Source organism: Exiguobacterium sp. KKT215, assembly GCF_055635335.1.
The window spans coordinates 1,459,962-1,481,370 of record NZ_CM145756.1 but is presented as its reverse complement, the minus strand read 5'-3'; the positions used below and the strand labels follow the sequence as shown (position 1 = coordinate 1,481,370).

The following is a 21,409-nucleotide window of genomic DNA, read 5'->3' as shown; positions in this document are numbered from 1 at the left end:
TAATCGGAAACCCCTTTTGCTTTTTATTCTTTCACTCGCATCAGCCGTAAACTGTTTAACGCGACTAGAAGGGTAGCGCCCATATCCGACATGATGGCGATCCACAGGGTCAGCCAACCCGGAATGACCAATAGCAGTGCAATCACTTTGATGCCGATGGCGAACGTAATGTTCGCTTTGATGATATTCAGGGATTTCCGGCTCAATTTCACCGTGAATGGCAGCTTGCTCAAATCGTCGCCCATCAAAGCGACATCCGCCGTTTCCAAAGCGGTATCCGTTCCGGCTCCGCCCATGGCAATCCCGACCGTAGAAGCGGCGAGTGCCGGCGCGTCGTTCACGCCGTCTCCAATCATCGCCACCTTGCCGTACTCGGCCCGTAAGCGTTTGATGACATTCAATTTGTCCTCCGGCATCAGCTCGGCCTGGATTTCGGTGACGCCGACCTCTCGGCCGATGGCCTGACCGGTCGCTTTGTTGTCACCCGTCAGCATGATCGTCTTCTTGATGCCCATGTCGTGCAGCTTCTGGATGACTTCCTTGCTGGAGTCCCGGACTTCATCGGCCACGGCGATGACCGCCAGGATGTTTTGTTCCGTTCCGATGATCATGGCCGTCTTGCCCTGATTTTGAAGAGCTGTGACATTTTGTTCCAAGTTCTTATCCGCACTTGCGGCGCCCAGCTCGTTGAAGAGGATCGGGCTGCCGATATAGTACGTGGTTCCTTCGACGGTTCCTTTAATCCCTTTGCCGGTAATGGATGAGAAGTCCTCGACCAAGACCGAAGAATAAGAAATATTTTCTGCATCCGCTTTTTTCATGATGGCCGAAGCAAGGGGATGCTGTGAGCGGTACTCCAGTGCTGTGACGATAGAAAGCAGCTCTTTTTCACTGATTCCCTTGTTCAGCACTTCAAAGTCCGTGACAACCGGAACCCCTTTGGTCAAGGTGCCGGTCTTGTCAAACGCGATGGCTTTCAGCGCGCCCATTTCTTCCAAATACACGCCGCCTTTTACCAAAACGCCTTTTTTCGCTGCGTTCCCGATAGCAGATACAATCGAAATCGGAGTCGAAATGACCAAAGCACACGGGCAGCCTACGACTAGCACAGCCAATCCTTGGTAGACCCAGGTTTCCCAGCTGGCATCAAACAGAAGGGGAGGAACGATGGCTACAAGCGCAGCAACGACCATGATAATCGGTGTATAATATTTGGCAAATTTATCGACAAACGCCTGCGAAGGAGCCCGTTCGCCTTGTGCTTCCTCAACCAGGTGGATGATTTTCGCAATGGTTGTGTCTTCAACCAACTTCGTGACTTTGACTTCGAGCAAGCCTTCTTCATTCAGCGTGCCCGCGAAGACGTCATCGTTCACCGTTTTGGCGACCGGCACGGATTCCCCGGTGATCGCCGCCTGATTGACCGCCGAATAGCCGTTGGTCACCGTGCCGTCCATGGCAATCTTCTGTCCGGGTCTGACAATCATGGTGTCGCCCACCACAATGTCGTCCACCGAAATCAGCTGTTCCTGGCCATTCCGCCGGACGAGTGCTTCTTTCGGGGCAATGTCCATCAACGAACGGATGGATTGGCGGGCACGGTCCATGGAATAGCGTTCCAGTGCTTCACTGATCGCAAAGAGGATGACCACGATAGACGCTTCCGCCCATTCGCCGATAAAAGCCGCCCCGATGACGGCAACGGTCATGAGGGTTTTCATGTCGAAATCCAGGCGTATTAAATTCTGGAAACCGACTTTGAAGAGCGAGTACCCACCAATGACAATGGCTGCCACGAATAGGAGGGAGGTTATCAAATTTTCTTCTCCATTAACGTACTGGGAAATGTACCCGAAAACGATCAACAGGGTGGAGTAGAGCAAAGTGCTATGTTTTTGGTAGAACGGCACGTTGTCCTCTTTTTTGACTGTCACTTTTTCGGCTTCCGTTTTCGAACCAGCTGGCCGACCTGTAATTTCAGGAGCGACCTTCAGGTTTTCAAACGCCCCGGCTTTCTCCAATTCTTCGACGGTGGCTGCCCCGTAAACGGAAATCTTTGAAGCGCCGAAATTCACTTTGGCATCTTGGACACCGGGAAGCTGCTTGACGTTGTTCTCGAATTTCCCGGCGCAGTTGGCGCAGGTAAAGCCTTCGACCCGGAAAACGTTTTTGTCCTCTTTAGCCACGTTCACTTCCGGGAGCGACTGACGTTTCGGTTTTTCCGGTGCAACTTTCAAATTCTCGAACGCCCCGGCTTTTTCCAATTCCTCGACCGTTGCCTCGCCGTAAACCGCAATTTTAGAAGCCCCGAAGTTCACTTTCGCATCTTGGACTCCGGGAAGATTTTTGACATTCTTCTCAAATTTCCCAGCGCAGTTGGCGCACGAAAAACCCTCCACCCGGAAGACATTTTTTTCCTCATCTATCTTTGTTTTCTCAACCAACTTCAACAACCTCCTTTTGATGGATGAAGGCCACTTGCACCAAGTGTTTCACATGCGCGTCATCCAGTGAGTAGTAGACCAACTTGCCTTCCTTGCTGTATTTCGCCAACCCCATATTATTCAGTAGTCGCAGGTGGTAGGAGGCGGTTGCGGTAGATGAACCGATGATATTCGCAACGTCACACACACACAGTTTGTCCTCCAGCGATAAGGCGTAGGCGATCTTGATACGCGTATCGTCCGACAACGCCTTGAAGATCTTCGCCACTTCCAATGGATTTTGTTCAGACAGTTGCTGCTGGACTCGTTCCACCTTTTCTTCATCTACACAGACCACATCACAAATCTCTTTTGCCATTTTCATTCACTCCTTTTTCTCACTTCTGTTTACTCATTCGTTTTTTCAAGTAAGTGATTTTCTTCTATATAAAACAAAGAGTGCAAAGAATCATTTCAACTCACCAATCCCCAAAGGAATCGGAAAGTCCCATTCTCCGCCATAATCAAGATGCCGAGCCCGATGAAGACAATCGGCACAATCCACCGTTCCCAATTTTCTATCGTTTCAGAAATCGTTTTAACGGCTGCCAACCGGTAACTGAGGTAACACAAGACGGCGACCAGGATGGCAAAGACAACCAGCATCACCACAGTTTCACTTGGATTCAAGGTTGAAAAGTAGGGTATGTAGACGCCAATGTTGTCGCCGCCAGCCGCCAGGGTAATGACTGTAATGGTGACAAACAAGCGATTGGGGTTTCCGGAAGACAAACGAAACAGGAGATTCTCTTCGTCGTCCTCGTCTTCTTCTCGCTTCCAGACCCGGATGCCCAGGTAAATCGGAATGAGCCCTAGCAAGCCCACCCAGTGGGACGGCACAAGCGTCAGGCTGTACGCAGCCAACAGGCTGACGCCCACCAAGATGGCTGTTCCTAGGTATTGTCCGATGACAATGGATTTTAACTGGCCTTTTTTCATCGTTTGTGAAAACAGGATCAGCAAAATAATGACGTAATCAATGCTGGTCGCCACATAAGCGGCAACCGCGGTAAAAATCGTGGTTAACAGCACCCTCATCTCCTTTACGGATATCCTAGTGTGAAGTGATACCCTCTGATAGTTATACATTCAAACAAACGTTTGATTAATGCAAGTGTACAAAGATTTCGCTAGATTGTCAATTATATATTCGAATGATTGTTTTAATGTTTGGGCATGCTTGTTAGAATGAACAGGGAGCGACAAGTGGCAAGGCAAATTGAAATTTAGTATGGCCAATGCCTGCATGTCTTGTTAAGCATTCTATCTTTAGAAGAGCTGAAAATGGTATAGAAGAGGCTCATCACCATAAGGCGTGGTTGACGCATAAAATCCATCAGATTTTGAATTGAACATAGAAAAAAAGCGAAAACCCCGGTATCGTAATTGTTGCCTAGACAAACCACGATTGGAGTTTTCGCTTTGTCCCAACAGTTTATCAAATTACTTCTTCCACTTCCAGACCTTTTTCAGATCCAGATGTCTTCAGACGAAGAACCGAACGTTTTCCCGGTCATCCCGGATCGACACGACATCCCTTGCCCGCTTTGCCAGAGAAAGACAGTCCTGCATTCGAAAAGGCGACGTCGCTTCCGACACGGTCACGCATGGAACGTCGGTATACTCTGGATTGAGCTGGATGTCCCACGTCAAAGATGCTTCTCTTGTGATTTGACGTTCGTGTATGACTACGGTCTCGGGCTCGTCCGCACCTCCACCGAGGTGTTCCGGAAAGGCATCGCAGAACGTTGCCACGGTAGGACGATCTCAGATGTAGCGCGTGAATAGGGATTACCTTACACGACGGTGGAACGATGGTTTTATCGGTACGCCTCAGTAGAGACAGAGAAGCATACGACAGACGTCCTCATCGACGAGTTCGCAACACGAAAAGGACATCACTATGCGACAATCGCCCTCGATGCGGAGAGTGGTCGGCTCCTGTCCATTGTCCCGGGAAGGGACGTCACGGCCATCACGGCTGCACTCCAAGGCATAGCCGGAGACATCCGTTCTGTCGTCAGTGACTTTGCACCGGCAATGGCGAAGGCCGTCGCACATGTCTTCCCGGATGCGAAACATGTGCTGGATCGTTTCCATCTCATCCAGTTCTTCACGGACGCCCTTCGCCGTCGGCGTCGTTTTTTGAACGAGGTGAAACGTCACCATCATGTCCGTGTGATTGACCGTGCTCTCGCCTGTCGTCCGGAGACGCTGTCCCCCGAAGACCGGGAGGTCGCCGATTCTTGCCTTCGGGAAGATCCGTTCACCCGGGACCTCTATCAAGGACTTCAACATATTCGATATGTGCTGAAGGCCACGTGCCATGGACAGGCGAAACGTCGACTGACCGATTGGTTGGATCGTTATCAGTCCCATCCTTGCGGGCCTCTGGCGAAGATCGCGAAATCGATCCAGAACCGAGAGGAAGCGATGCGTCGAACAATCGTGTCCAGTCTATCGAACGGAAAGATGGAAGGAACGAACAACAAAATCAAGCTTATCAAACGCCGTGGTTATGGCTACCGAAACCTCGAACGTTTCTTTTTGAGATTACGCTTCGAGCTTGGTCGTTAAAATAGCAACCACGTGTTATGGTGATGAGCCAATGATTATAGCGTGTGATAGTTGCGGAAACAAATCGAGGATTCTTCGTTCCATCGCGCTAGGTTTTAAACGGAAATGAATGAAAAAAAGAGCGTTGATGAATCATCAAGGAAGGGGCAAGCGTTCAAATGAGCCTGAAAAAACAACTACACAAGGCGATCCTCTCAAATGACCGAGCGACCGTTCAACGTCTAGTGAAGCCGCTCGCTCACGAAGTGGTGTTAGATACATTTCTTGAAGTTGCGTTTGATACGGATGATTTAGCGGTCTACGAAATCGTATGCGATCAGATTCAAGTTGAGCAGACTGCGGATTGGGAAGAGGCTGCGTCGCTTCTCATGAGCCAACCGTTCTGTCACCATCCTCATGCCTATGAACGGGCCTACGAACATGCGAAACGTGCTGTCGTGCTTGATTCTAGTCGCATAGATCTAAAGGAATACTTGCTCTTTTTCAATGCGATTCCCGACAAATTAATGACGGATGATGAAGCGAACGAATTAGCGACCGAGATTCTAAAGCTGCGGCCAACAAGTCAGGTCGCTAAGATGCATCTTCTGTAAAACGATGACTAGAGTCGTGCTGAATGATTATTCCAAGTGGAAACGTCCAATGATACAATGTGATGTAAGTCATCCCTAGAGGAGGCGACAACATGCGTTGGATGATTCGGCTTGGTTTGACCGCAGTGCTGACAGTAGGAACGGTCTTTATTGGACTTCGTCTCATCAGCTTGTTGATGGAATGGTGGTATGAGCCTCCGACCTCGGGGTTAAAGTTGCGACCGACACCGGCAGAATCTGAGTATTTGATGGAGTCGTCCGAAGGAAAGATGAGGATACCGAAAGAAGAAGAACAGTCTCGTCTGAAACTGGACTATTTGGATTATACGATTGATTCTGTGACTACCGTCATCGAACGAGGCGATGGCCTCTTCTATTGGGTGTTGTTACTAGCCTGTGTATTGCTTAGCGGAGTGATTTTTGCCGCTAACATTCGTTTTCAGCACCGCAAGCGAGCTGACGAAACAGCTTCGTTCACGACGCGGACGTTCTCGCGTCATTCAGTCCCGAGCTCGATAACGAGTGTCGAAGAACCGGCTTGGACAGGTGTGACGATTCGGGACGCTCTCATCGCGTTCAATCAGGCGTTACCGCCGGCGAAGAAATGGTTGCCGACAGAAACGGTTTTAGAGTGGGCACGGCGCATCGAATTGACGGACATCGATTTCAAGCCATATTTGGACGAGCGCTATGGAATGACAGATTCGGTGACTCGGGAAGAAGTTGACCGCTTCCACAGAAGGCTCGAGCAGTTTCAAGACCGTCTAACTCGTTGAGTAAACGTATAAACGATTCATCGTGTTTGATTGAACAACAAGATAGCGGTGAATATGGGAGGTGAAACTGGATGAAACTGCAGATTGAGAGGATATTTATAACCGATGAATCAAGAGTATTTGATGCCGATTTATCAGGTGGTGAAGTGATTGTTCTGGTGGATCAGGATGGCCCGGTCGTCTATTGGAATGAGCGGACGATACGACTGCCGTTTCATTTGAGTTCGCCATTCATCCGTCTCCTTGATTCAGAAACGTTTCTCGTCGTCGATGTGACGCACGAAGGTACACCCGGCAATGTCTGGGTCATCGATGGACGAGGGTCGATACTTCATTCGTTCCATGCGGGCAACGCCATCGGAGCGGTCGCCGTCAACGACACGGGGGTTTGGATCGGCTATGCCGATGAAGGGGTGTTCGGGGAAGGGATATCCACCGAGGCACTCGTCTGTTTCTCGAGGACAGGTGAAGTGTTACAACGCTATCAGTCAGATTTTGTACGTCCACCGACCATTGTCGACTGCGAATTGTTGCAAGCAAATCGAACCGGGGTCTGGCTCTGTCCGTCGATTTGGTATGACTTGATTCATGTTGATTCAACCGGTCGACTCAACAAGTATAAGACGCCGAAGCGACTTCACGACAGTTCGGCGCTGACGATTCAAGGACAGGTCGGCTACTTCGTAAAAGACGGGTTGTTGTACAAGTGGCCGTTCGGTGCACGCAAACGCCCTGACGTTGTAGCTGAGTTTTCGGGAACTGCTAGAGGGTTAGCCGAGGACGGACGGTTCCACTTCATTCAAATCGGTGATTATGAAGTGAGCGGCGTTCAGCTCGTTAACGAGTGATGACGCGTATAGGTAGTCGGTGAATCGACTAAGAAGTTACAACTTACAACCGAATGATTTCTCGTGACGATGGACCTTGTCTATAGGTCCTTTTTTACGTTTTACAAACGTTTGGCGCAACAGAATCGTGATCATTATTGAATCAACTTGTCGGAATCAATTCCCTCTTTTTTGTAAATTCAGTATACTCATGTTATTGATGTTAGAAAGAAGGCGATGAGATGAGGCTTGATACGAATCTTTCAGGAATTTCGGTCGAAACGATTGAACAGGTAGAGTAACAAGTGGGGTCACGCTTCCCGGACGGCTTACGTGACGCATGGGGTCATGAGAACAAGTTCGAACTTGGGGATTGGTTCTTTTATCCGATCAAGGACGAGCGGTTTTTCAATAAGACATGGGATGACGTCATTCGAGCCAACGAATTGAAACAAGAGGAGTTACCGCATGGGTTCGTGACGCTTGCGACGAACGGATCCGGTGATGAGCTCGGTTTTTTGAAAGACGACCGGGAGACGATTTACGCCTGGTGGCACGAGATAAATGACCTCGAGGTGGCGGCGCATTCGTTTGAGGCGTTCGTCGAAGTGACGCAGGCGGAAAGCGACGTGCTCGAGACATTTTGCGAACGAGTCGAGAAGAATGGACTCGTCTTCGGATTATCTGCGGAGCAAGACGAGGGGTGGGCGTACGCACCATCGCACGTCGAAGACACAGACGTCCTGTTATTCTTTTCGTCACGAGAGCTTGCGCTCGCGTGCCGGGTTAAAGAATGGGCCGACTATCATGTGATCGAGTTGCCGGTCGAGCTATTCCTTGAACGCTGGTTGCCGAACATGTCGGATGATGAGCTGCTGTGCGGCCTCGATTGGTCGAGCGAGCTGGTAGGGTTGGAATATGACCCAGAAACCATTCTAGAGTATTTTGAATAATTTTATTTCAAATACCGCATGTGATATCTTTTTTAAAAAATATAGCAACGAATATGATAAATTCTTTTTCTAAAAACGCAATCATATCGACAGAATTACTAGCGCTCATCGTGGAAAGCGACGTGGGAGAGGAGAACACATCTTTGAATGATTATAACGTAGGGAATATCTTTGAGCTGTATTCAGGCAACGAGACCCTCTCGGTGGAGCAACAGGCGATGATGGATCCCATCGACGCCTACGTTGAGGCAAACCAGTTCAAACAGCTTGAACATTACCTTCAACAAACCCGAGGCATCGAGCAGATGTTGATTGATCATGTGATGATGGACCCGACCGATAACAGCCGATGGGACATGCTCATCGGGTATGAGTTGATTGATACCATCCACAATCGCTGAGCTGCTCGGTCTAAGCATGGACCACGACGAGTATAAAAAATACGAGCGGATCATCAATAAAAGATAGTCACCCTAAAGAACGGAGCATTGGAATGAACACAATCGCATTAGCCAAACCATCAGATTTAACTGCAATTGAACAACTGTATCTCGCTTGTAAAGACGATTTGCTCACCCGACAGATTTTTCAATGGGACGACACGTATCCGAACCGCGCCTATTTTGAGGAATGTATCAAAGACGATTTTGTCTATATCATGAAACACGGTGAGGAGTTGCTCGGAGTCGTTGTACTCGATCAATGGCAGTCGCACGAATGGGAGGCGATCGACTGGCGTCACGACCATCCGCTCGTCATCCATTCCTTGATGGTGCACCCGGAGCGGCAAGGTCAAGGCATCGGAAAAGCCATGTTGCATGCCTCGGAACAGTTGGCGAAAGCGGAAGGTTACACCAGCATCCGGCTCGACAGCTTCTCAGGAAATGAGGCAGCCTGCAGCTTTTACAAACGACACGGCTACATGGAACGTGGAAGCGTCCATTTCGATTCGAAACCGAAAGGGCATGAACGGTATGTCTGTTTTGAAAAAGAACTTGTCTAACGTAATGAAAAAAAGAATGTCGATCGATGAAGGAGGATTTGATGTGAAACAACTCGAAGTGGCTACATATACGATGACAATCGACGCACCGATTGACCACACGTTCGCTTGTCTCGCAGAAGACGAACATATCATCAAATGGAACGACCATTTGATCGAAAATATTTATGAGGACGGTGACGCCTCACTCGTGACGGGAAAACGGTTCATCTCGGTCCAACAGTTCGAGAAAAAAGAGATTCGGGTCGAATCCGAGTTGACCCATGTCAATCGTCCTCACGAATGCGAGGTGCAGGCGGTGACGAATCAAGGGGTGTCGATTGCGACGTATACGTTGAGCGAGACAACGGACGGGACGGATGTGACGATTCGGATTTCACTCATCCCTTCATCCTGGCTATATGCCCTATATGTGAAGGCGTTCAAATGGGCGATTCGCCTGATTTACGATGAACAGTTTAAACAGTTCCGCATCTACACCGAGGCGAGTGCATCAAAACCGTCACTTGCCCGAGAGGCGGAGTGATTTGCGATGATTGAACCGATTACCTCCTCGACGCGTGACGCGGTCCGTGCATTCTTTATCGATGCCTGGGGCACACCTGAGATGGTGATCTCGACCGGGACGTATGATTGCGCCACGCTTGACGGGTTTGTCTGGTCGGAAACGAACGTCATCATCGGCCTCGTCACGTATGTCATTCGGGAAGACGAGATTGAGATCATCTCGCTCGACAGCCTCCAGGAGAAGCGTGGCATCGGCTCGGCGCTCCTCGATGAAGTGGAGAGAGTGGCCAAGCAACATCAGCTCGAACGGCTGTCGCTCATCACGACGAACGACAATCTGGGAGCGCTCGCATTTTACCAACGCCGAGGCTGGCGCTTCGCACGGATCATCCCGGGTGCGGTCGATGCGGCCAGGCTACATAAACCGTCGATTCCCGTCATCGGGGAGCACCGTATCCCGCTCCATGACGAAATCATGCTTATCAAAGTCATCACAACTTAAAGAAAAGAGGGATTTTCCTATGATTCGATTCGGTATCATCGGCACGAACTTTATCACCCGTTCTTTCATTGAAGCGACCCATGAAGTCGAAGGCGCATCCGTGTCCGCCGTCTATTCCCGGACAGACGAGCGCGCGAAAACGTTCGCTGAAGAATTTGATATTCCACATACGTTCACCTCGCTCGAGGAGATGGCGTCCAGTGAGTTGATTGATGCGGTATATATCGCGAGCCCGAACTCGCTCCACGCCGAGCAGAGCCTGCTCTTCATCCGCCACGGCAAGCACGTCCTCTGTGAGAAACCGTTCGCCTCGAACGTCGAGGAAGTCAGACAGATGCTTGAGACGGCGCGCGAACATGACGTCGTCTTGCTCGAAGCGCTCCGCAACCTGTTCATGCCGAACTTCGATGTGTTGCGTCAAGAACTCCATCGCGTCGGACCGGTCCGGCGTGTCATCTTGAACAAGTCGCAATACTCGTCACGCTATGACTTGTATAAGCGCGGGGACAACCCGAACACGTTCAATCCCGCCTTCTCGAACGGTTCGCTGATGGACCTCGGCGTCTATTGCCTCGGCCCGGCTTTGAAACTGTTCGGTCGACCGGAGACCGTGCAGGCGAACGCGGTCAAGCTCGAGTCAGGTGTCGACGGCAGTGGTTCGGCCATCTTGTCGTATGACGGTATGGACATCATCGTGCTCCACTCGAAGATCCATGGCACGGACGCCCCGTCCGAGATTATCGGGGAAGCGGGGCGCATCGTGATTGACGATATCGGTTCGCTCGATCGCTTGACATTCGTTGGCCGCGACGGGACGACCGTCGAACTTGGCTTAGAACAGGCGAGCCATATGACGTATGAGATTCAGACGTTCGTGAACATGATTGAAGCAGGGGAGCGGGAGACCGAGATTCACTCATTTGACGATATGCTCACACTCGCGGACGTCATGACCGATATCCGGCAGCGCATCGACGTGCGGTACCCGGCTGACGCATAATAAAGAGCCTCGTGCATTGTGCTCGGGGCTCATTTGTTATGACTAAAATCCTCTTTTAGAAAATTCAGCACCATCGCTATCCGTTCTTCAGTCGAATAGTCGCCCTCGATTCTTAGGATGGGACAAGACAATTCAGCAAGCCATTGGTTATGTAACGTCTTGCTTCTCACTTCCGTCCCGGCATGGTCATACAGGGCGGCCCATTTCAAAAACGCTTGTGATTCCTCGTATAGGCTGCCGCCAGCGAGTGCCTCCGTTCCATAGCGTTCGAGCTCCCGTTGTTGCAATCTGGCCAAACGAACATCTGGTGGGATCCATAAAAAGATAACCAAATCAAAATAGGGCATGAAACAGTCGCCCCAACCTGCGAGAGATCCTGATAGAATCCACCGTTCAGATTGTAGCAACTCTTCCTTGAGCATCTCGCGTCGTTCAGGGACAGGTCTCGGTTCGGTGAACTTGTTGATCCAGAAATAATCGTCCGTATCCAGATGAGTATGCGGCAGGACGTTCGCCAACGCGTCGCCAAGTGTTGACGTGCCGGAGCCCGAAGCGCCGAGTATGTGAATTCTGCTTCTCATGTTTGCCTCTCCCATCAACCTATATTTTTGCGGCTTACATCGTGAACTCCCACGGTATATTCTCACCGTTCCAACTTCGATGTCCGTCTTCATCGGAAAAAAATATGTAGGCGTTATCCTCTTTTTGAGGATTATAATGAAGTCACGCTGGATAATTTTACAATAAGTTTCAGTGGAATAATAGTGAATGATGACATCCATAGAACGGGAGACGATGACATGACGACCTTATATTTCGTAAGACATGCACACTCTACATATACAGCCGATGAATGGACGAGACCCTTATCTGAAAAGGGAGAGAGAGACGTCCGTAACATCACGAACACCTTGAGTGAAGAAAAGATTGATCTCGTCGTTTCGAGTCCATATAAACGAGCTATTCAAACCGTCCAAGGGATTGCTGACCAGATTGGGACAGAAGTGCTACTCATGGACGATTTGCGGGAACGGATGTTGACGACAGAGCCGGCCGAGAATTTTACCCTGGCGATGACGAGAGTGTGGGAAGATCCTACTTTTGCATGGGAAGGCGGCGAATCGAACGTTGTCGCTCAACAGCGGGGAGTCCGTGCGATTCAGTCACTACTCGACCAATACGAAGGAAAGCGAATCGCAATCGGTACGCACGGGAATATCATGGTGCTGATCCTTAATTATTTTGATGGACAGTATGGCTATACGTTCTGGAAAGAACTCGATATGCCGGACGTATATAAAGTGACGTTCAATCAACAAGAACTATTGAGCGTCGAAAAGCTTTGGGACCGTCAACGAGTGGTTTGAAGTCGGTTTATGACGACGTGAAAAAAGGATGGGGCCGGTTTCGGTCCCATCCTTCAAAGTCTACTCTCTATTCAAATACAGATGGCGGATAAACAAGCCGAGTGCGACCGTCATGATGACGGCCGGAATCAATCCGACGAGCAACAAAGAACCCATGCGTTCAGTCCTTTCTGAGCGCAGCGAGGCGCTGTGTCATGTCTTGGAACAATTGTCCGTCCGAGAGCACGCTCAATTCACCGGCGACGAGGTCGTTCACTTCACGGTCCCAGTCCTGGCTGAGCGTCGTCTCGAGCGCGGCAAGGTGCGTCGCCGTCCGTTCGACTTGATGACTTCCGACGCGCGCGAGTTGCTCACGCACCGCCGTCTTCAACAAGGCGCTCAAGTCGTCGCGCAACTTCGTCCGGCCGTCGCCTTCGAAGAACTGGTTCGCATTCTTATAGTGCTTCAAGACGTGACGGAACGGGGCCGCCTCGAACGTGACCGGGTCGACGGCGTCGCGGAGCCAATCGATGTCGACAGTGCCCTCGAACGACAGTGTCGGCAGGAGCGAACGCAGTTTGAGCGTCTCGCGCTCGATCAAGCGTTCCGTCTCCCGTTTCAAGAAGCGCTCGAGCCGATATTGGAACACTTGCAGCTCTTGATGGATGTCATACGCATACTTGTCGAGTGTCCGGCTGAGGGCGCGCTCGAGGCTCGCCTTCGACCCATCCACCTCGACCGGATGGAACGTCTCTTTGACGAAGTCCGACAGCCGGAGGAGCGAGCGGGTCTCGAGGTGGGCGAGCAACTCGTCCGTCTCACGCTTGAACGGGTCTTCGAGCGTCGTGACGTTGAGACGATTGTCAGACGTGCGCACTTGTTCGAGCTTGTCACGGCGGGCCGCCTTGACGCTCGCATCCGCTTCGGCCTCGCGGACGACGTCCTCGAACGCGGTGACGAGGGTATGTGCCTCATCTTTGATGCGGACCGCGTTCGCCTGACGCAAATCGTGGTCGACGAATTGCTCGAGCTTGGCCGAGAATCGGTCGAACCCGGCGTCCGTGCCTTGGATGGCGTTCCGGCTCGAAATCGGTAGCACCGTCGGATGACGGACTCCGAGCTTCGTCAACTGGTTCGACACATAATCGGTGACGGCGAGCCGTTCCGCCTCATCCGCCGCCAAATCGGACGCGTTGACGAGGAAGAACATGTGATGGTCACCTGTCCCTTGCACACGTCCGAGCTGGATGACGAGTTCACGGTCGGCCTCGGTGAAGGCGTGATTGTAATACGTCACGAACAGGACGGCGTCGGCGTCACGCATATAACCGAACTGTACTTCGCTATGACGGTTGAACTGCGAGTCGGCACCTGGCGTGTCGACGAAGATGATGCCACGCTCGGCCCAAGGGGAGTCGATGGCGAGCTCGATCTCTTTGACGATACAGCTCTTCTCTTCCTCCGTGACGAACGAGCAGAACGTGTCATAGTCGACCGTCTCCTGGCTACCGAGATAGGACAGGGGAGCGTTCTTGACGGCGTTTACGAACGGGTGGTCGAGATGGAGTGCGTCGAGTGACGCCCCGTAACCGTTCAGCTCGGCCTCGAGTTCGGCACGTGTCTTGAACGTGATCAACGCACTCTTGTTGGCGCGGCCGTTCGGCGGCACGATTTTCGTGATCGACGCCGTCAGTGGGTTCGGTGACGTCGGGAGCACCGTCTCACCGAGCAACGCGTTCAATGTCGACGACTTGCCGGACGAGAACGCCCCAAAGATGGCGAGCGTGTATGTCTCGGATTCGGCCCGGGCCAATTTATGACGGAGCGACTTGACGCGTGACTTGAATAACGGATGGTTCTCTAATATTTCACATACCGCATATTCATACGAAAAATCAAACGACAAAGCGGTGATATCATCCACCAGAAGCGAGGTCGAGGCAACTTCTTGTTGCTGATGTTCGACTTGTTTCTGCGGTAATTGGTCGGCCGTGACGTAGTGACGGGTCTCAAGGTCCGTCAAACGCGAATCCGAGAGGTCACGTGTCGTGTAATGAGTGAGCTCGTCTCTCTGTTCGGCCAGCTGACGTTGTAGCGCCAACGTGTCGAGCATGTCATATAATTCGTCTTGCTCGGTCTCGATGGCATGGATTCGGTCTTTACCTTCGGCCTCAAGATACGTTTCGACGGACGTGACCCACGGTTCGGACACTTTCGTCACCCAAGAGGCGAGAGCCGACTCGATGTCGCGGCTGAATTGAAGCACCGTGTCACCGCTGAGCGATGCGCCGGACTTCACTTGGTCACTGATGAGCGTGCTCGGTGCAGTCGGTAACGTATCCGGACGGGACAAAATCGCCTCGGGCAGTTTCAAATCGCGGACGATGTCTTCGGCGTACTTGATCAAGTGGGGGCGAAGGTTCGTATCAATCAACCGGTTGAATTCCTTGACGGCGATGTCTTCGCGACGCAGCCGTTCCTGGCGCGTCTTGTCTTTTGAGAAGAAGAGGCCGACCTTGAACTCCGGCGCACAACTCTCGAGATAGTCCCGCAACAGTTCGCGGAACTCGTAGTTCATGATCGGCGCGCTCGCGACAATCGGTGTCTGGTGTTTGAAGAACTCGCGGCGGAACGCGGTGAGCCATATCGATTTTTTGTCGAGACGTTGCAGGCGGGCTTGAATCTCCGTCGGCTGCTTCTCGATGACCGGCAACTCGTTCAGGAGCGCGTCGTGCGCACCAGTGGACCGGGCGAGCAACGTGTCAACGAGCAAGTCGGCGCGTGCTTCCGCATGTTCCCGCGCGGCGTCGATGACGGTTTGGACGTACGTCCGGAGGCGTTCGACCTCATTTTCCGGGTGATCGAGCTCACGGAGCGAGATGTAGAACATATCGTCCGGATTGATGGCGTGACGGGTGAAGGCGGTCTCGAGCGAACGCTTGAACGTGCTGAATGGAAGCTCTCCTTCATCGTGCTTATCGATTTGGTTGATGATGATCGAGTAGGGACGTCCTTCGGCGCTAAACTGTTTCATCAGTTTGATGTTTTGTTCGGACTGGACGTGATTGTAGTCCATCATGAAGAACAGATGGTCGGCGAGAAAGAGCGAGCGTTCCGTCGCTTGACGGTGCCGTTCATCGGTCGAGTCGATCCCAGGCGTGTCCATAAGGACGACGTCGCTTCCGAACGGGAAGCGGGGCAGGGCGTACTCGACTTCTTTAATCTCTTCGATTTTGCAGTAGTCGCTCAAACGGTCGAGTTCATTCGGCGCGAGTCGAATCCAATCTGTGCCGTTGACGGCGACGGATGCCCCGATTTCCCCATGTCGAAGCGTCACGATATTCGCACTCGTCGGAATCGGACTCGTCGGTAACACGCCATCCCCAAGCCAATTGTTGAGGAGCGTCGACTTCCCGGCCGAGAAATGGCCACAGACGGCAATCCAAATCTCATTTTGTGTCACTTTTCGGAGCGCGGTCTTGGCGAGACGAGCCGACTCGGTCTCAGCTTGCATGTCAAATACGTCAGTCAATTGCGCGAGGCGCATGCGTTGTTCGTTCATAAATCCCCATCCCCTACTTATGATTCCGTCGTGATGCCGACGCGGTGTCTACGATATGTGCTGTTTTCCCAGGCTTGAATGACGAGATCCGCCACATCGTCACGCGAGATTGGTCCCGAGTTCTGTGTCCCGAGCACGTTAGCTGTGATGACGATGTTCCCGACGGACGCGTCTTCAATCAATTGGGTCGGGCAGACGATTGTATAATCGAGCGGCGATGCATCGAGCAGTTCATATGCCCGGGCGTGATCCTCGGCCGCGGTCGTCATCGACCGTTTCGACTCGCGGGTCTCGAAACGATAGTTGTCAGAATCATGTGCCTGCAAGATGCCGGCCGTCCCGACCGTCAAGATGCGCGTGATCCCGGCTGCTTGCATCGCTGAAATGATGAGCGGTGTGAAGTGGGACAAGACGTCCTGCTTATCCGTACCGAGCGCCGACATGACGACGTCGGCCGATTTCACCGTTTCTGCGATGGCATCCGCATCGGTCGCGTCCCCGATGATGACTGTGAGACGATCCCTCGGTTCGACCTCGCGGCGTGACAACAGTCGGACGTCGTGTCCGTCTTCTAATAAACGTTCGAGCAACCGCATCCCCGTGCGGCCGCTCCCTCCAAATAAAGCAATGGTTGACAAGTAAACCCCTCCCAATCAAGATTAAAGAAAATATCCAACGCCATCATACCACGGAAGCGCTATCGAAACAGGAGACAACGGCTTGAAGTTGTGAGGTTTCAGGGCAGGGTAAGTGGGATACAAAAAGTTAAGACGTGTATAAGGGAGGAAGACACTTCGTTGTCGACACCGCATGAGATTTGGAGCTAGAACCATCAAGACCGGGATATCCGTCGCCTTGGTATTGCTCATCGCCGAGGCATTTCAATTTCAACAGATTGTCGTACCGGCACTCGCGGCTTCGCTCGCATTATTGCCGTCCGTTTATCAGACGGGTGTCCGGCTATTAGAAGAACTAAAAGGGAACTTGATCGGGGCTTTGCTCGCCGTCTTCTCATTAATGTTGACGCCGAACCCGACACCGATCGCCATCGGAGTCGTCATCATCATCGCCATCTCGATCCTTCTCTTTTTGAACCTCGAGTCGACGACCCGGACCGTCATCTTGACGACGATTCTGATTATGGAAGGGGCGAACCAGTCGGACATGCCCGTCTGGATGTTCGCCGGGGAACGTTACTTGCTCATCATGATGGGGATCACCGTGGCGCTTGTCGTCAATGCGCTCTTGTTCCCGCCGCGCTATGAGCGGAAGCTTGAGGACGAGATCGCGACCGTCTCCCAAATGGCCGTCCGCATCGCGCGACTGTTCTCGGAAACAGAGGGAGGACGCTCGTCATTTGAGTCACTCGATGAGACGAAAAAGAAACATCGAGCCTCAAAGACGACGTACGACTTCTTTGAAGAAGAGATTAAAGCCAACCGCTGGCTCGAGAAGAAGACGCCGATTTATCGCCGGGCCGTCTTGAAGTCGAAGATGATTGATACGAACAGTGCCGCTATCCACGTGCTCGACAAGCTGCATGACGATTTTCTGACACTCGAACATCTACCACCTCAGCTCGAGGACGAACTGATGCGTCATATGCGGCACTTGCTCAGACGGCATGAGCGTCTATTCTCGGCTTATGAATTAGAGAACGAGCACATCATCGACCGGGAAGAGGACTTGATTCACGAGAACTTCGACTTCGCCAAGCTAATGATTGAGAGAATGCGTGAGGAGGAGGAGGACCTCATCCTGACCGTCGTCCCGCTCGTCGCGACAATGACAGATTGGGTCAAGGCGATGAATGAGCTCGAACGCTACCTCATCACCGAGATGAAGAAGCACGGGGACAACCTGAAAGTGGAACCGCGTAAGAAGTGGTTCTTTGAAGACTAACAAATCGCCAAGTCGCAGAAGCGGCTTGGCTTTTTTTATGGAGCGAAAAGGAATACCGGAAGTTGTCGCTGAATGTATGAGAGGCGTGCAGTAATGAGGGAGGGATCAGCATGATGAATAAGAAAGTAAGTATAGGCCTTGTTATTCTTTTATTTGTAATTTGGATGGTTGTCTCATTGACCCTTCCGCCCAAGCTTATTGCGAGTTCAAGTGACGGGAAGTTTGATGCGGTTTATACGGTTTCTCATTCCTTAAAAGAGACGTGGGCGGGTCAGGTGGAATGGGAGGAGTCAGACGGTGTCCTCGTCAATCTATCTTTTTATGAGAACGACATCCAACTGACGGGGGATATTATGACCCATCCAATTGAGATGGATCAAAGCAACTCGTATGAATTTGCATTTTTAGGTGCTGAACCGAATCCGACCAGTGTCTACACGCTACGAATTTCTGTAGAAGAAGAAGGGAAAACTCATGAGGAAATTCTGAAGTTCAAACCAAGAAAACGTCTCTTTGTTCTACCCGCACTTGACTGAACTCATATATCATTCTGGAGGTTTTGATGAAAACGTACCTACAACACACCAAGAAGTTTTGGAACATCCGCGTCGGTTCCGACGAGTTCGCCGTCCATTACGGAAAACTCGGGACGATTGGTAAAGTTCAAATTAAGTATTTTGAATCCGACGGTATCTGCCGCAAAGAAGCGGACAAGCTGATTCGTCAGAAACTCCGGAAAGGGTACGTCGAGACCGATACCGATTGGGACGACTTGATTTATGTCGACGACCCTGAAGTCGGACCGAACCGACTCACGACACACCCTCGGTTCAATGCTCACTTCCAAGATGACTATTATTTGGACTGCACGGATGAATATAGTCGATTCGGGAGCGATGAAGGTGCCGACGTGCTCGTGATGTTCGAGGACGCAATCCGAAAAGACCGGAACATCGACTTCCTCGTCGGTGCGTACGACATCGCTTCAGGCTGGATGGAGCGGGATGTATCGAGCCCTGACGACTGGGCGACATATGAATACGGCTTCGACTGTGACGTCGCCGTCATGTCGAGTGCGTTCACGTCGATTAAACTGACCGGTCATCTAGACGCTGCGCTACAAGAGCAAGATGTCTCCGCACTCGAGCGCCTCATCCAGCAAGTCGAATCAGAAGGCAGACCGCGGTTTGAATCGATGAGCTTGCAGTTGAACAGTTTCCCGACCTCATTTTGAAACTTTTTTAGGAATCGCCCCGTATACTAGAGGTAGAACGGACATCAGTTCCGAATCGTTAGGGGGAAACACCAATGTCAGACATAGAAACAACACCGACATCATTCAGCGGCACACTGCCAATCGAGGCACGCGTCGTCTTCCGACTGTCGAGCGCCATCTTTTATCTCATCGGCCTCGTCATCACAGGGGGACTCGTCGCGGCCGCGTTTTATTTTGACTGGCCGACATGGCTGCAATATATGATGTACGCCTTACTCGCCATCGACCTCATCTATAGTGTGATCGATATCGTCGTCTTCCAAAAGTGGAAGCAAGAGCGGTTCACGTATGACGTGAAACCACTCGAGATTCGCTTGCATCACGGCATCATCACGACGCACGACGTCTTGATTCCGATGACGAAAGTACAATACGTCCACGCCCAGCAAGGACCGCTGCTTCGAAAATACGGCTTGCAGACAATCACCATCGGAACGGCCGCTGGGTCACACGACATCTACGCGATTGAAGAATCGTTCGCGAAGACGCTCCGTGAACAGATTGCGGTCTACGCTCGCATCAAAGAGGAGGATGTCGTATGACGGAAGCCGCCCTCACGTGGCATCGGCTGCCGAGTCGCGTCTTACTGTTACGGGTATTAGAGGTCATCAAGTCGTTCTCCATCCCACTCGTGTTATTGTTCGTCGTCAACAACGATTGGGAGTCCACGTTCGGCATCATCTTACGGGTCGGAATCCTGCTCTTCCTCGGGCTCGATGTCCTGCAGAAGTTCTTCGGCTGGCTCAACTTCCGGTATGCGCTCGATGAGAAGACGGTATATATCATCGATGGCAATTGGATTAAGAAAGAGAAGTCGCTTCCGCTGTATAAGATTCAAAGCGTCCATTCGAACAGCCCGTTCTTGTACCGGTTGCTCGGGGTCGTCGAGTTGACGTTCGACACGAACGCGAACAGTGACGACGCCTCGTTCAAACTGGCCGGCGTCTTCCCGAACGAGGCGAAGCGGCTCGAGGACATCCTTGACCAGGTCCGTCATCGCAAGACCGAGACCGACATACCGGTAGAAGGGGAGACGGACGGGACAATTGCACCGGTGGCGATTGAAAAACCGGCGAGCCGTTTGTTGTACGCCCTCTCAACCCGGGAGATCATCATCGCCTCGCTGACGTCATTGTCAGTGTTCGCCATCTTCCCGGTCGCCTCGACGATCATCTCGTCGATTGATGACTTCATCAATCTCGACGGGACGTTCGATACGATCGGAGATTGGGTCGTCCATGCGTCAATCATCGCGATTGGTGTGCTCGTCCTGACGGTCCTGATATTGTCGGTCGTCATCGGCATGGTCATCAACTTCTTGAAATACGGGAACTTCCGGCTCGAACGACGCGGGGACCGCATCCGCGTTGAGAAAGGACTGCTCAACCGTTCCGCTAAAGAGATCCCATACGAGAAGATTCAAGCGGTCCGGGTCAAAGAGACGTTCATTCGGCGCTGGTTCAACATCGTCGGTGTCGAACTCGTCGCGGCCGGGACGATGGACGAGTTGAAAGACGAATCGTCAACCATCCTCCCGTTCGTGAAACGGGAGCGGGCGATGACCGTGTTGAACGAGCACTTCGACCAGTTCGTCTGGTCTGACACGCTTCATCGCTTGCCAAAACGTTCGCTCTGGGTCAAACTGCTACGCATCAGCTGGGTCGGACTCATCGTCTCGGGTGTCGTTTTGTATTTCTTCCGCGATTACGCCTGGTGGCTCGTCCTCCTGTGGGCCATCATTATCGGCGGTCGCCTATTGAGCTATATGACGACGCGCTACGCTCGCAACGGTCAGTTCATCGAGCTGCGGACAGGGGCCTTCAACGTCAGTTCATTCTTGACGGACAAGCCGCGGATCGAACAGGTCCAAGTGACACAGACGCCACTCCAACGCCGTTTCGATGTATGTAACGTCCTGTTCTCGACACGGGGTGGCTTGTTATCGAATGAGATGATCGAGGACATCCCGAAACACGAGGCAGAAGCCATGTTGAAGTGGTTCTCCCGTTATACGGTAGAGGAAGACATGAAAACACCGGGCTAACGGATAGCCCGGCCAGGTGATCGACGAGCCCACTCGCGTGTTGCAAGTGGGCTCGTCT

Annotated in this window: 22 protein-coding genes; 16 read left to right on the top strand and 6 right to left on the bottom strand. The window is 51.9% G+C overall.

Going from position 1 to position 21,409, the window contains the following annotated elements; all coding sequences use genetic code 11:
• Positions 1–23: 23 nt before the first annotated feature.
• The 3 genes from ACZ2GZ_RS07720 to ACZ2GZ_RS07710 all read right to left on the bottom strand — a co-directional run bounded on the left by ACZ2GZ_RS07720 (position 24) and on the right by ACZ2GZ_RS07710 (position 3,512).
• Complete coding sequence (locus ACZ2GZ_RS07720) at positions 24–2,444, bottom strand: heavy metal translocating P-type ATPase (RefSeq protein ID WP_214716194.1); 2,421 nt, start codon at positions 2,442–2,444, stop codon at positions 24–26.
• Complete coding sequence (locus tag ACZ2GZ_RS07715; RefSeq protein ID WP_214716202.1) at positions 2,437–2,802, bottom strand: ArsR/SmtB family transcription factor; 366 nt, start codon at positions 2,800–2,802, stop codon at positions 2,437–2,439. Before ACZ2GZ_RS07715 ends, ACZ2GZ_RS07720 begins: the two co-directional genes overlap by 8 nt.
• A gap of 95 nt (positions 2,803–2,897) precedes the next feature.
• The gene (locus tag ACZ2GZ_RS07710) at positions 2,898–3,512 is read right to left on the bottom strand and encodes a CadD family cadmium resistance transporter (RefSeq protein WP_470295607.1); all 615 of its coding nucleotides are present in this window, start codon (positions 3,510–3,512) and stop codon (positions 2,898–2,900) included.
• A gap of 777 nt (positions 3,513–4,289) precedes the next feature.
• Between ACZ2GZ_RS07710 and ACZ2GZ_RS07705 the strand changes: the two genes are divergently transcribed.
• From ACZ2GZ_RS07705 to ACZ2GZ_RS07660, 10 genes are all read left to right on the top strand, one after another.
• Positions 4,290–5,060, top strand: a complete 771-nt coding sequence (locus ACZ2GZ_RS07705; protein WP_084158416.1) for an ISL3 family transposase — start codon at positions 4,290–4,292, stop codon at positions 5,058–5,060.
• Between the two features lie 158 nt (positions 5,061–5,218).
• The gene (locus tag ACZ2GZ_RS07700) at positions 5,219–5,653 is read left to right on the top strand and encodes a hypothetical protein (protein WP_051627722.1); all 435 of its coding nucleotides are present in this window, start codon (positions 5,219–5,221) and stop codon (positions 5,651–5,653) included.
• Positions 5,654–5,745: 92 nt separating this feature from the next.
• Entirely contained in the window at positions 5,746–6,429 is a 684-nt protein-coding gene (locus tag ACZ2GZ_RS07695) for a hypothetical protein (protein ID WP_470295595.1), read from the top strand.
• A 71-nt stretch (positions 6,430–6,500) separates the two neighbouring features.
• Positions 6,501–7,277, top strand: coding sequence for a hypothetical protein (locus tag ACZ2GZ_RS07690; protein ID WP_125318011.1), 777 nt, complete (start codon positions 6,501–6,503; stop codon positions 7,275–7,277).
• A 284-nt stretch (positions 7,278–7,561) separates the two neighbouring features.
• Positions 7,562–8,209, top strand: coding sequence for a DUF2750 domain-containing protein (locus tag ACZ2GZ_RS07685; protein ID WP_131472743.1), 648 nt, complete (start codon positions 7,562–7,564; stop codon positions 8,207–8,209).
• A 143-nt stretch (positions 8,210–8,352) separates the two neighbouring features.
• Entirely contained in the window at positions 8,353–8,610 is a 258-nt protein-coding gene (locus ACZ2GZ_RS07680; RefSeq protein ID WP_029595493.1) for a hypothetical protein, read from the top strand.
• 92 nt (positions 8,611–8,702) lie between these two features.
• On the top strand, positions 8,703–9,212 hold the full coding sequence (locus ACZ2GZ_RS07675) for a GNAT family N-acetyltransferase (RefSeq protein WP_131472741.1): 510 nt from the start codon (positions 8,703–8,705) through the stop codon (positions 9,210–9,212).
• A 43-nt stretch (positions 9,213–9,255) separates the two neighbouring features.
• The gene (locus ACZ2GZ_RS07670) at positions 9,256–9,738 is read left to right on the top strand and encodes an SRPBCC family protein (protein ID WP_034777574.1); all 483 of its coding nucleotides are present in this window, start codon (positions 9,256–9,258) and stop codon (positions 9,736–9,738) included.
• Positions 9,739–9,744: 6 nt separating this feature from the next.
• Complete coding sequence (locus ACZ2GZ_RS07665) at positions 9,745–10,221, top strand: GNAT family N-acetyltransferase (RefSeq protein WP_214716207.1); 477 nt, start codon at positions 9,745–9,747, stop codon at positions 10,219–10,221.
• 19 nt (positions 10,222–10,240) lie between these two features.
• Positions 10,241–11,221, top strand: coding sequence for a Gfo/Idh/MocA family protein (locus tag ACZ2GZ_RS07660; RefSeq protein WP_131472735.1), 981 nt, complete (start codon positions 10,241–10,243; stop codon positions 11,219–11,221).
• 29 nt (positions 11,222–11,250) lie between these two features.
• On the opposite strand, the gene ACZ2GZ_RS07655 is transcribed toward ACZ2GZ_RS07660, so the two are convergent.
• Entirely contained in the window at positions 11,251–11,802 is a 552-nt protein-coding gene (locus tag ACZ2GZ_RS07655) for an ATP-binding protein (protein ID WP_131472733.1), read from the bottom strand.
• Between the two features lie 219 nt (positions 11,803–12,021).
• Between ACZ2GZ_RS07655 and ACZ2GZ_RS07650 the strand changes: the two genes are divergently transcribed.
• Complete coding sequence (locus ACZ2GZ_RS07650) at positions 12,022–12,588, top strand: histidine phosphatase family protein (protein WP_131472731.1); 567 nt, start codon at positions 12,022–12,024, stop codon at positions 12,586–12,588.
• Positions 12,589–12,748: 160 nt separating this feature from the next.
• Here the strand turns inward: ACZ2GZ_RS07650 and ACZ2GZ_RS07645 are convergent, their stop codons facing one another.
• Entirely contained in the window at positions 12,749–16,129 is a 3,381-nt protein-coding gene (locus ACZ2GZ_RS07645; RefSeq protein WP_214716209.1) for a dynamin family protein, read from the bottom strand.
• A gap of 17 nt (positions 16,130–16,146) precedes the next feature.
• Positions 16,147–16,767: an NAD(P)-dependent oxidoreductase gene (locus ACZ2GZ_RS07640; RefSeq protein WP_131472727.1), complete on the bottom strand. Its 621-nt coding sequence runs from the start codon at positions 16,765–16,767 to the stop codon at positions 16,147–16,149.
• 172 nt (positions 16,768–16,939) lie between these two features.
• On the opposite strand from ACZ2GZ_RS07640, the gene ACZ2GZ_RS07635 reads away from it, so the two are divergent.
• The 5 genes from ACZ2GZ_RS07635 (at position 16,940) to ACZ2GZ_RS07615 (ending at position 21,351) form a co-directional block, all read left to right on the top strand.
• Positions 16,940–18,031, top strand: coding sequence for an FUSC family protein (locus tag ACZ2GZ_RS07635; RefSeq protein WP_214716211.1), 1,092 nt, complete (start codon positions 16,940–16,942; stop codon positions 18,029–18,031).
• 110 nt (positions 18,032–18,141) lie between these two features.
• Positions 18,142–18,567 carry a hypothetical protein gene (locus ACZ2GZ_RS07630; protein WP_214716218.1) on the top strand — a complete coding sequence of 142 codons (426 nt, stop codon included), beginning with the start codon at positions 18,142–18,144 and terminating at the stop codon, positions 18,565–18,567.
• 26 nt (positions 18,568–18,593) lie between these two features.
• The gene (locus tag ACZ2GZ_RS07625; RefSeq protein ID WP_214716220.1) at positions 18,594–19,265 is read left to right on the top strand and encodes a WGR domain-containing protein; all 672 of its coding nucleotides are present in this window, start codon (positions 18,594–18,596) and stop codon (positions 19,263–19,265) included.
• A 74-nt stretch (positions 19,266–19,339) separates the two neighbouring features.
• Positions 19,340–19,849: a PH domain-containing protein gene (locus ACZ2GZ_RS07620; protein WP_214716230.1), complete on the top strand. Its 510-nt coding sequence runs from the start codon at positions 19,340–19,342 to the stop codon at positions 19,847–19,849.
• Entirely contained in the window at positions 19,846–21,351 is a 1,506-nt protein-coding gene (locus tag ACZ2GZ_RS07615) for a PH domain-containing protein (RefSeq protein ID WP_214716238.1), read from the top strand. The genes ACZ2GZ_RS07620 and ACZ2GZ_RS07615 overlap by 4 nt, the downstream gene beginning before the upstream one ends.
• The last annotated feature ends 58 nt before the right edge of the window (positions 21,352–21,409 follow it).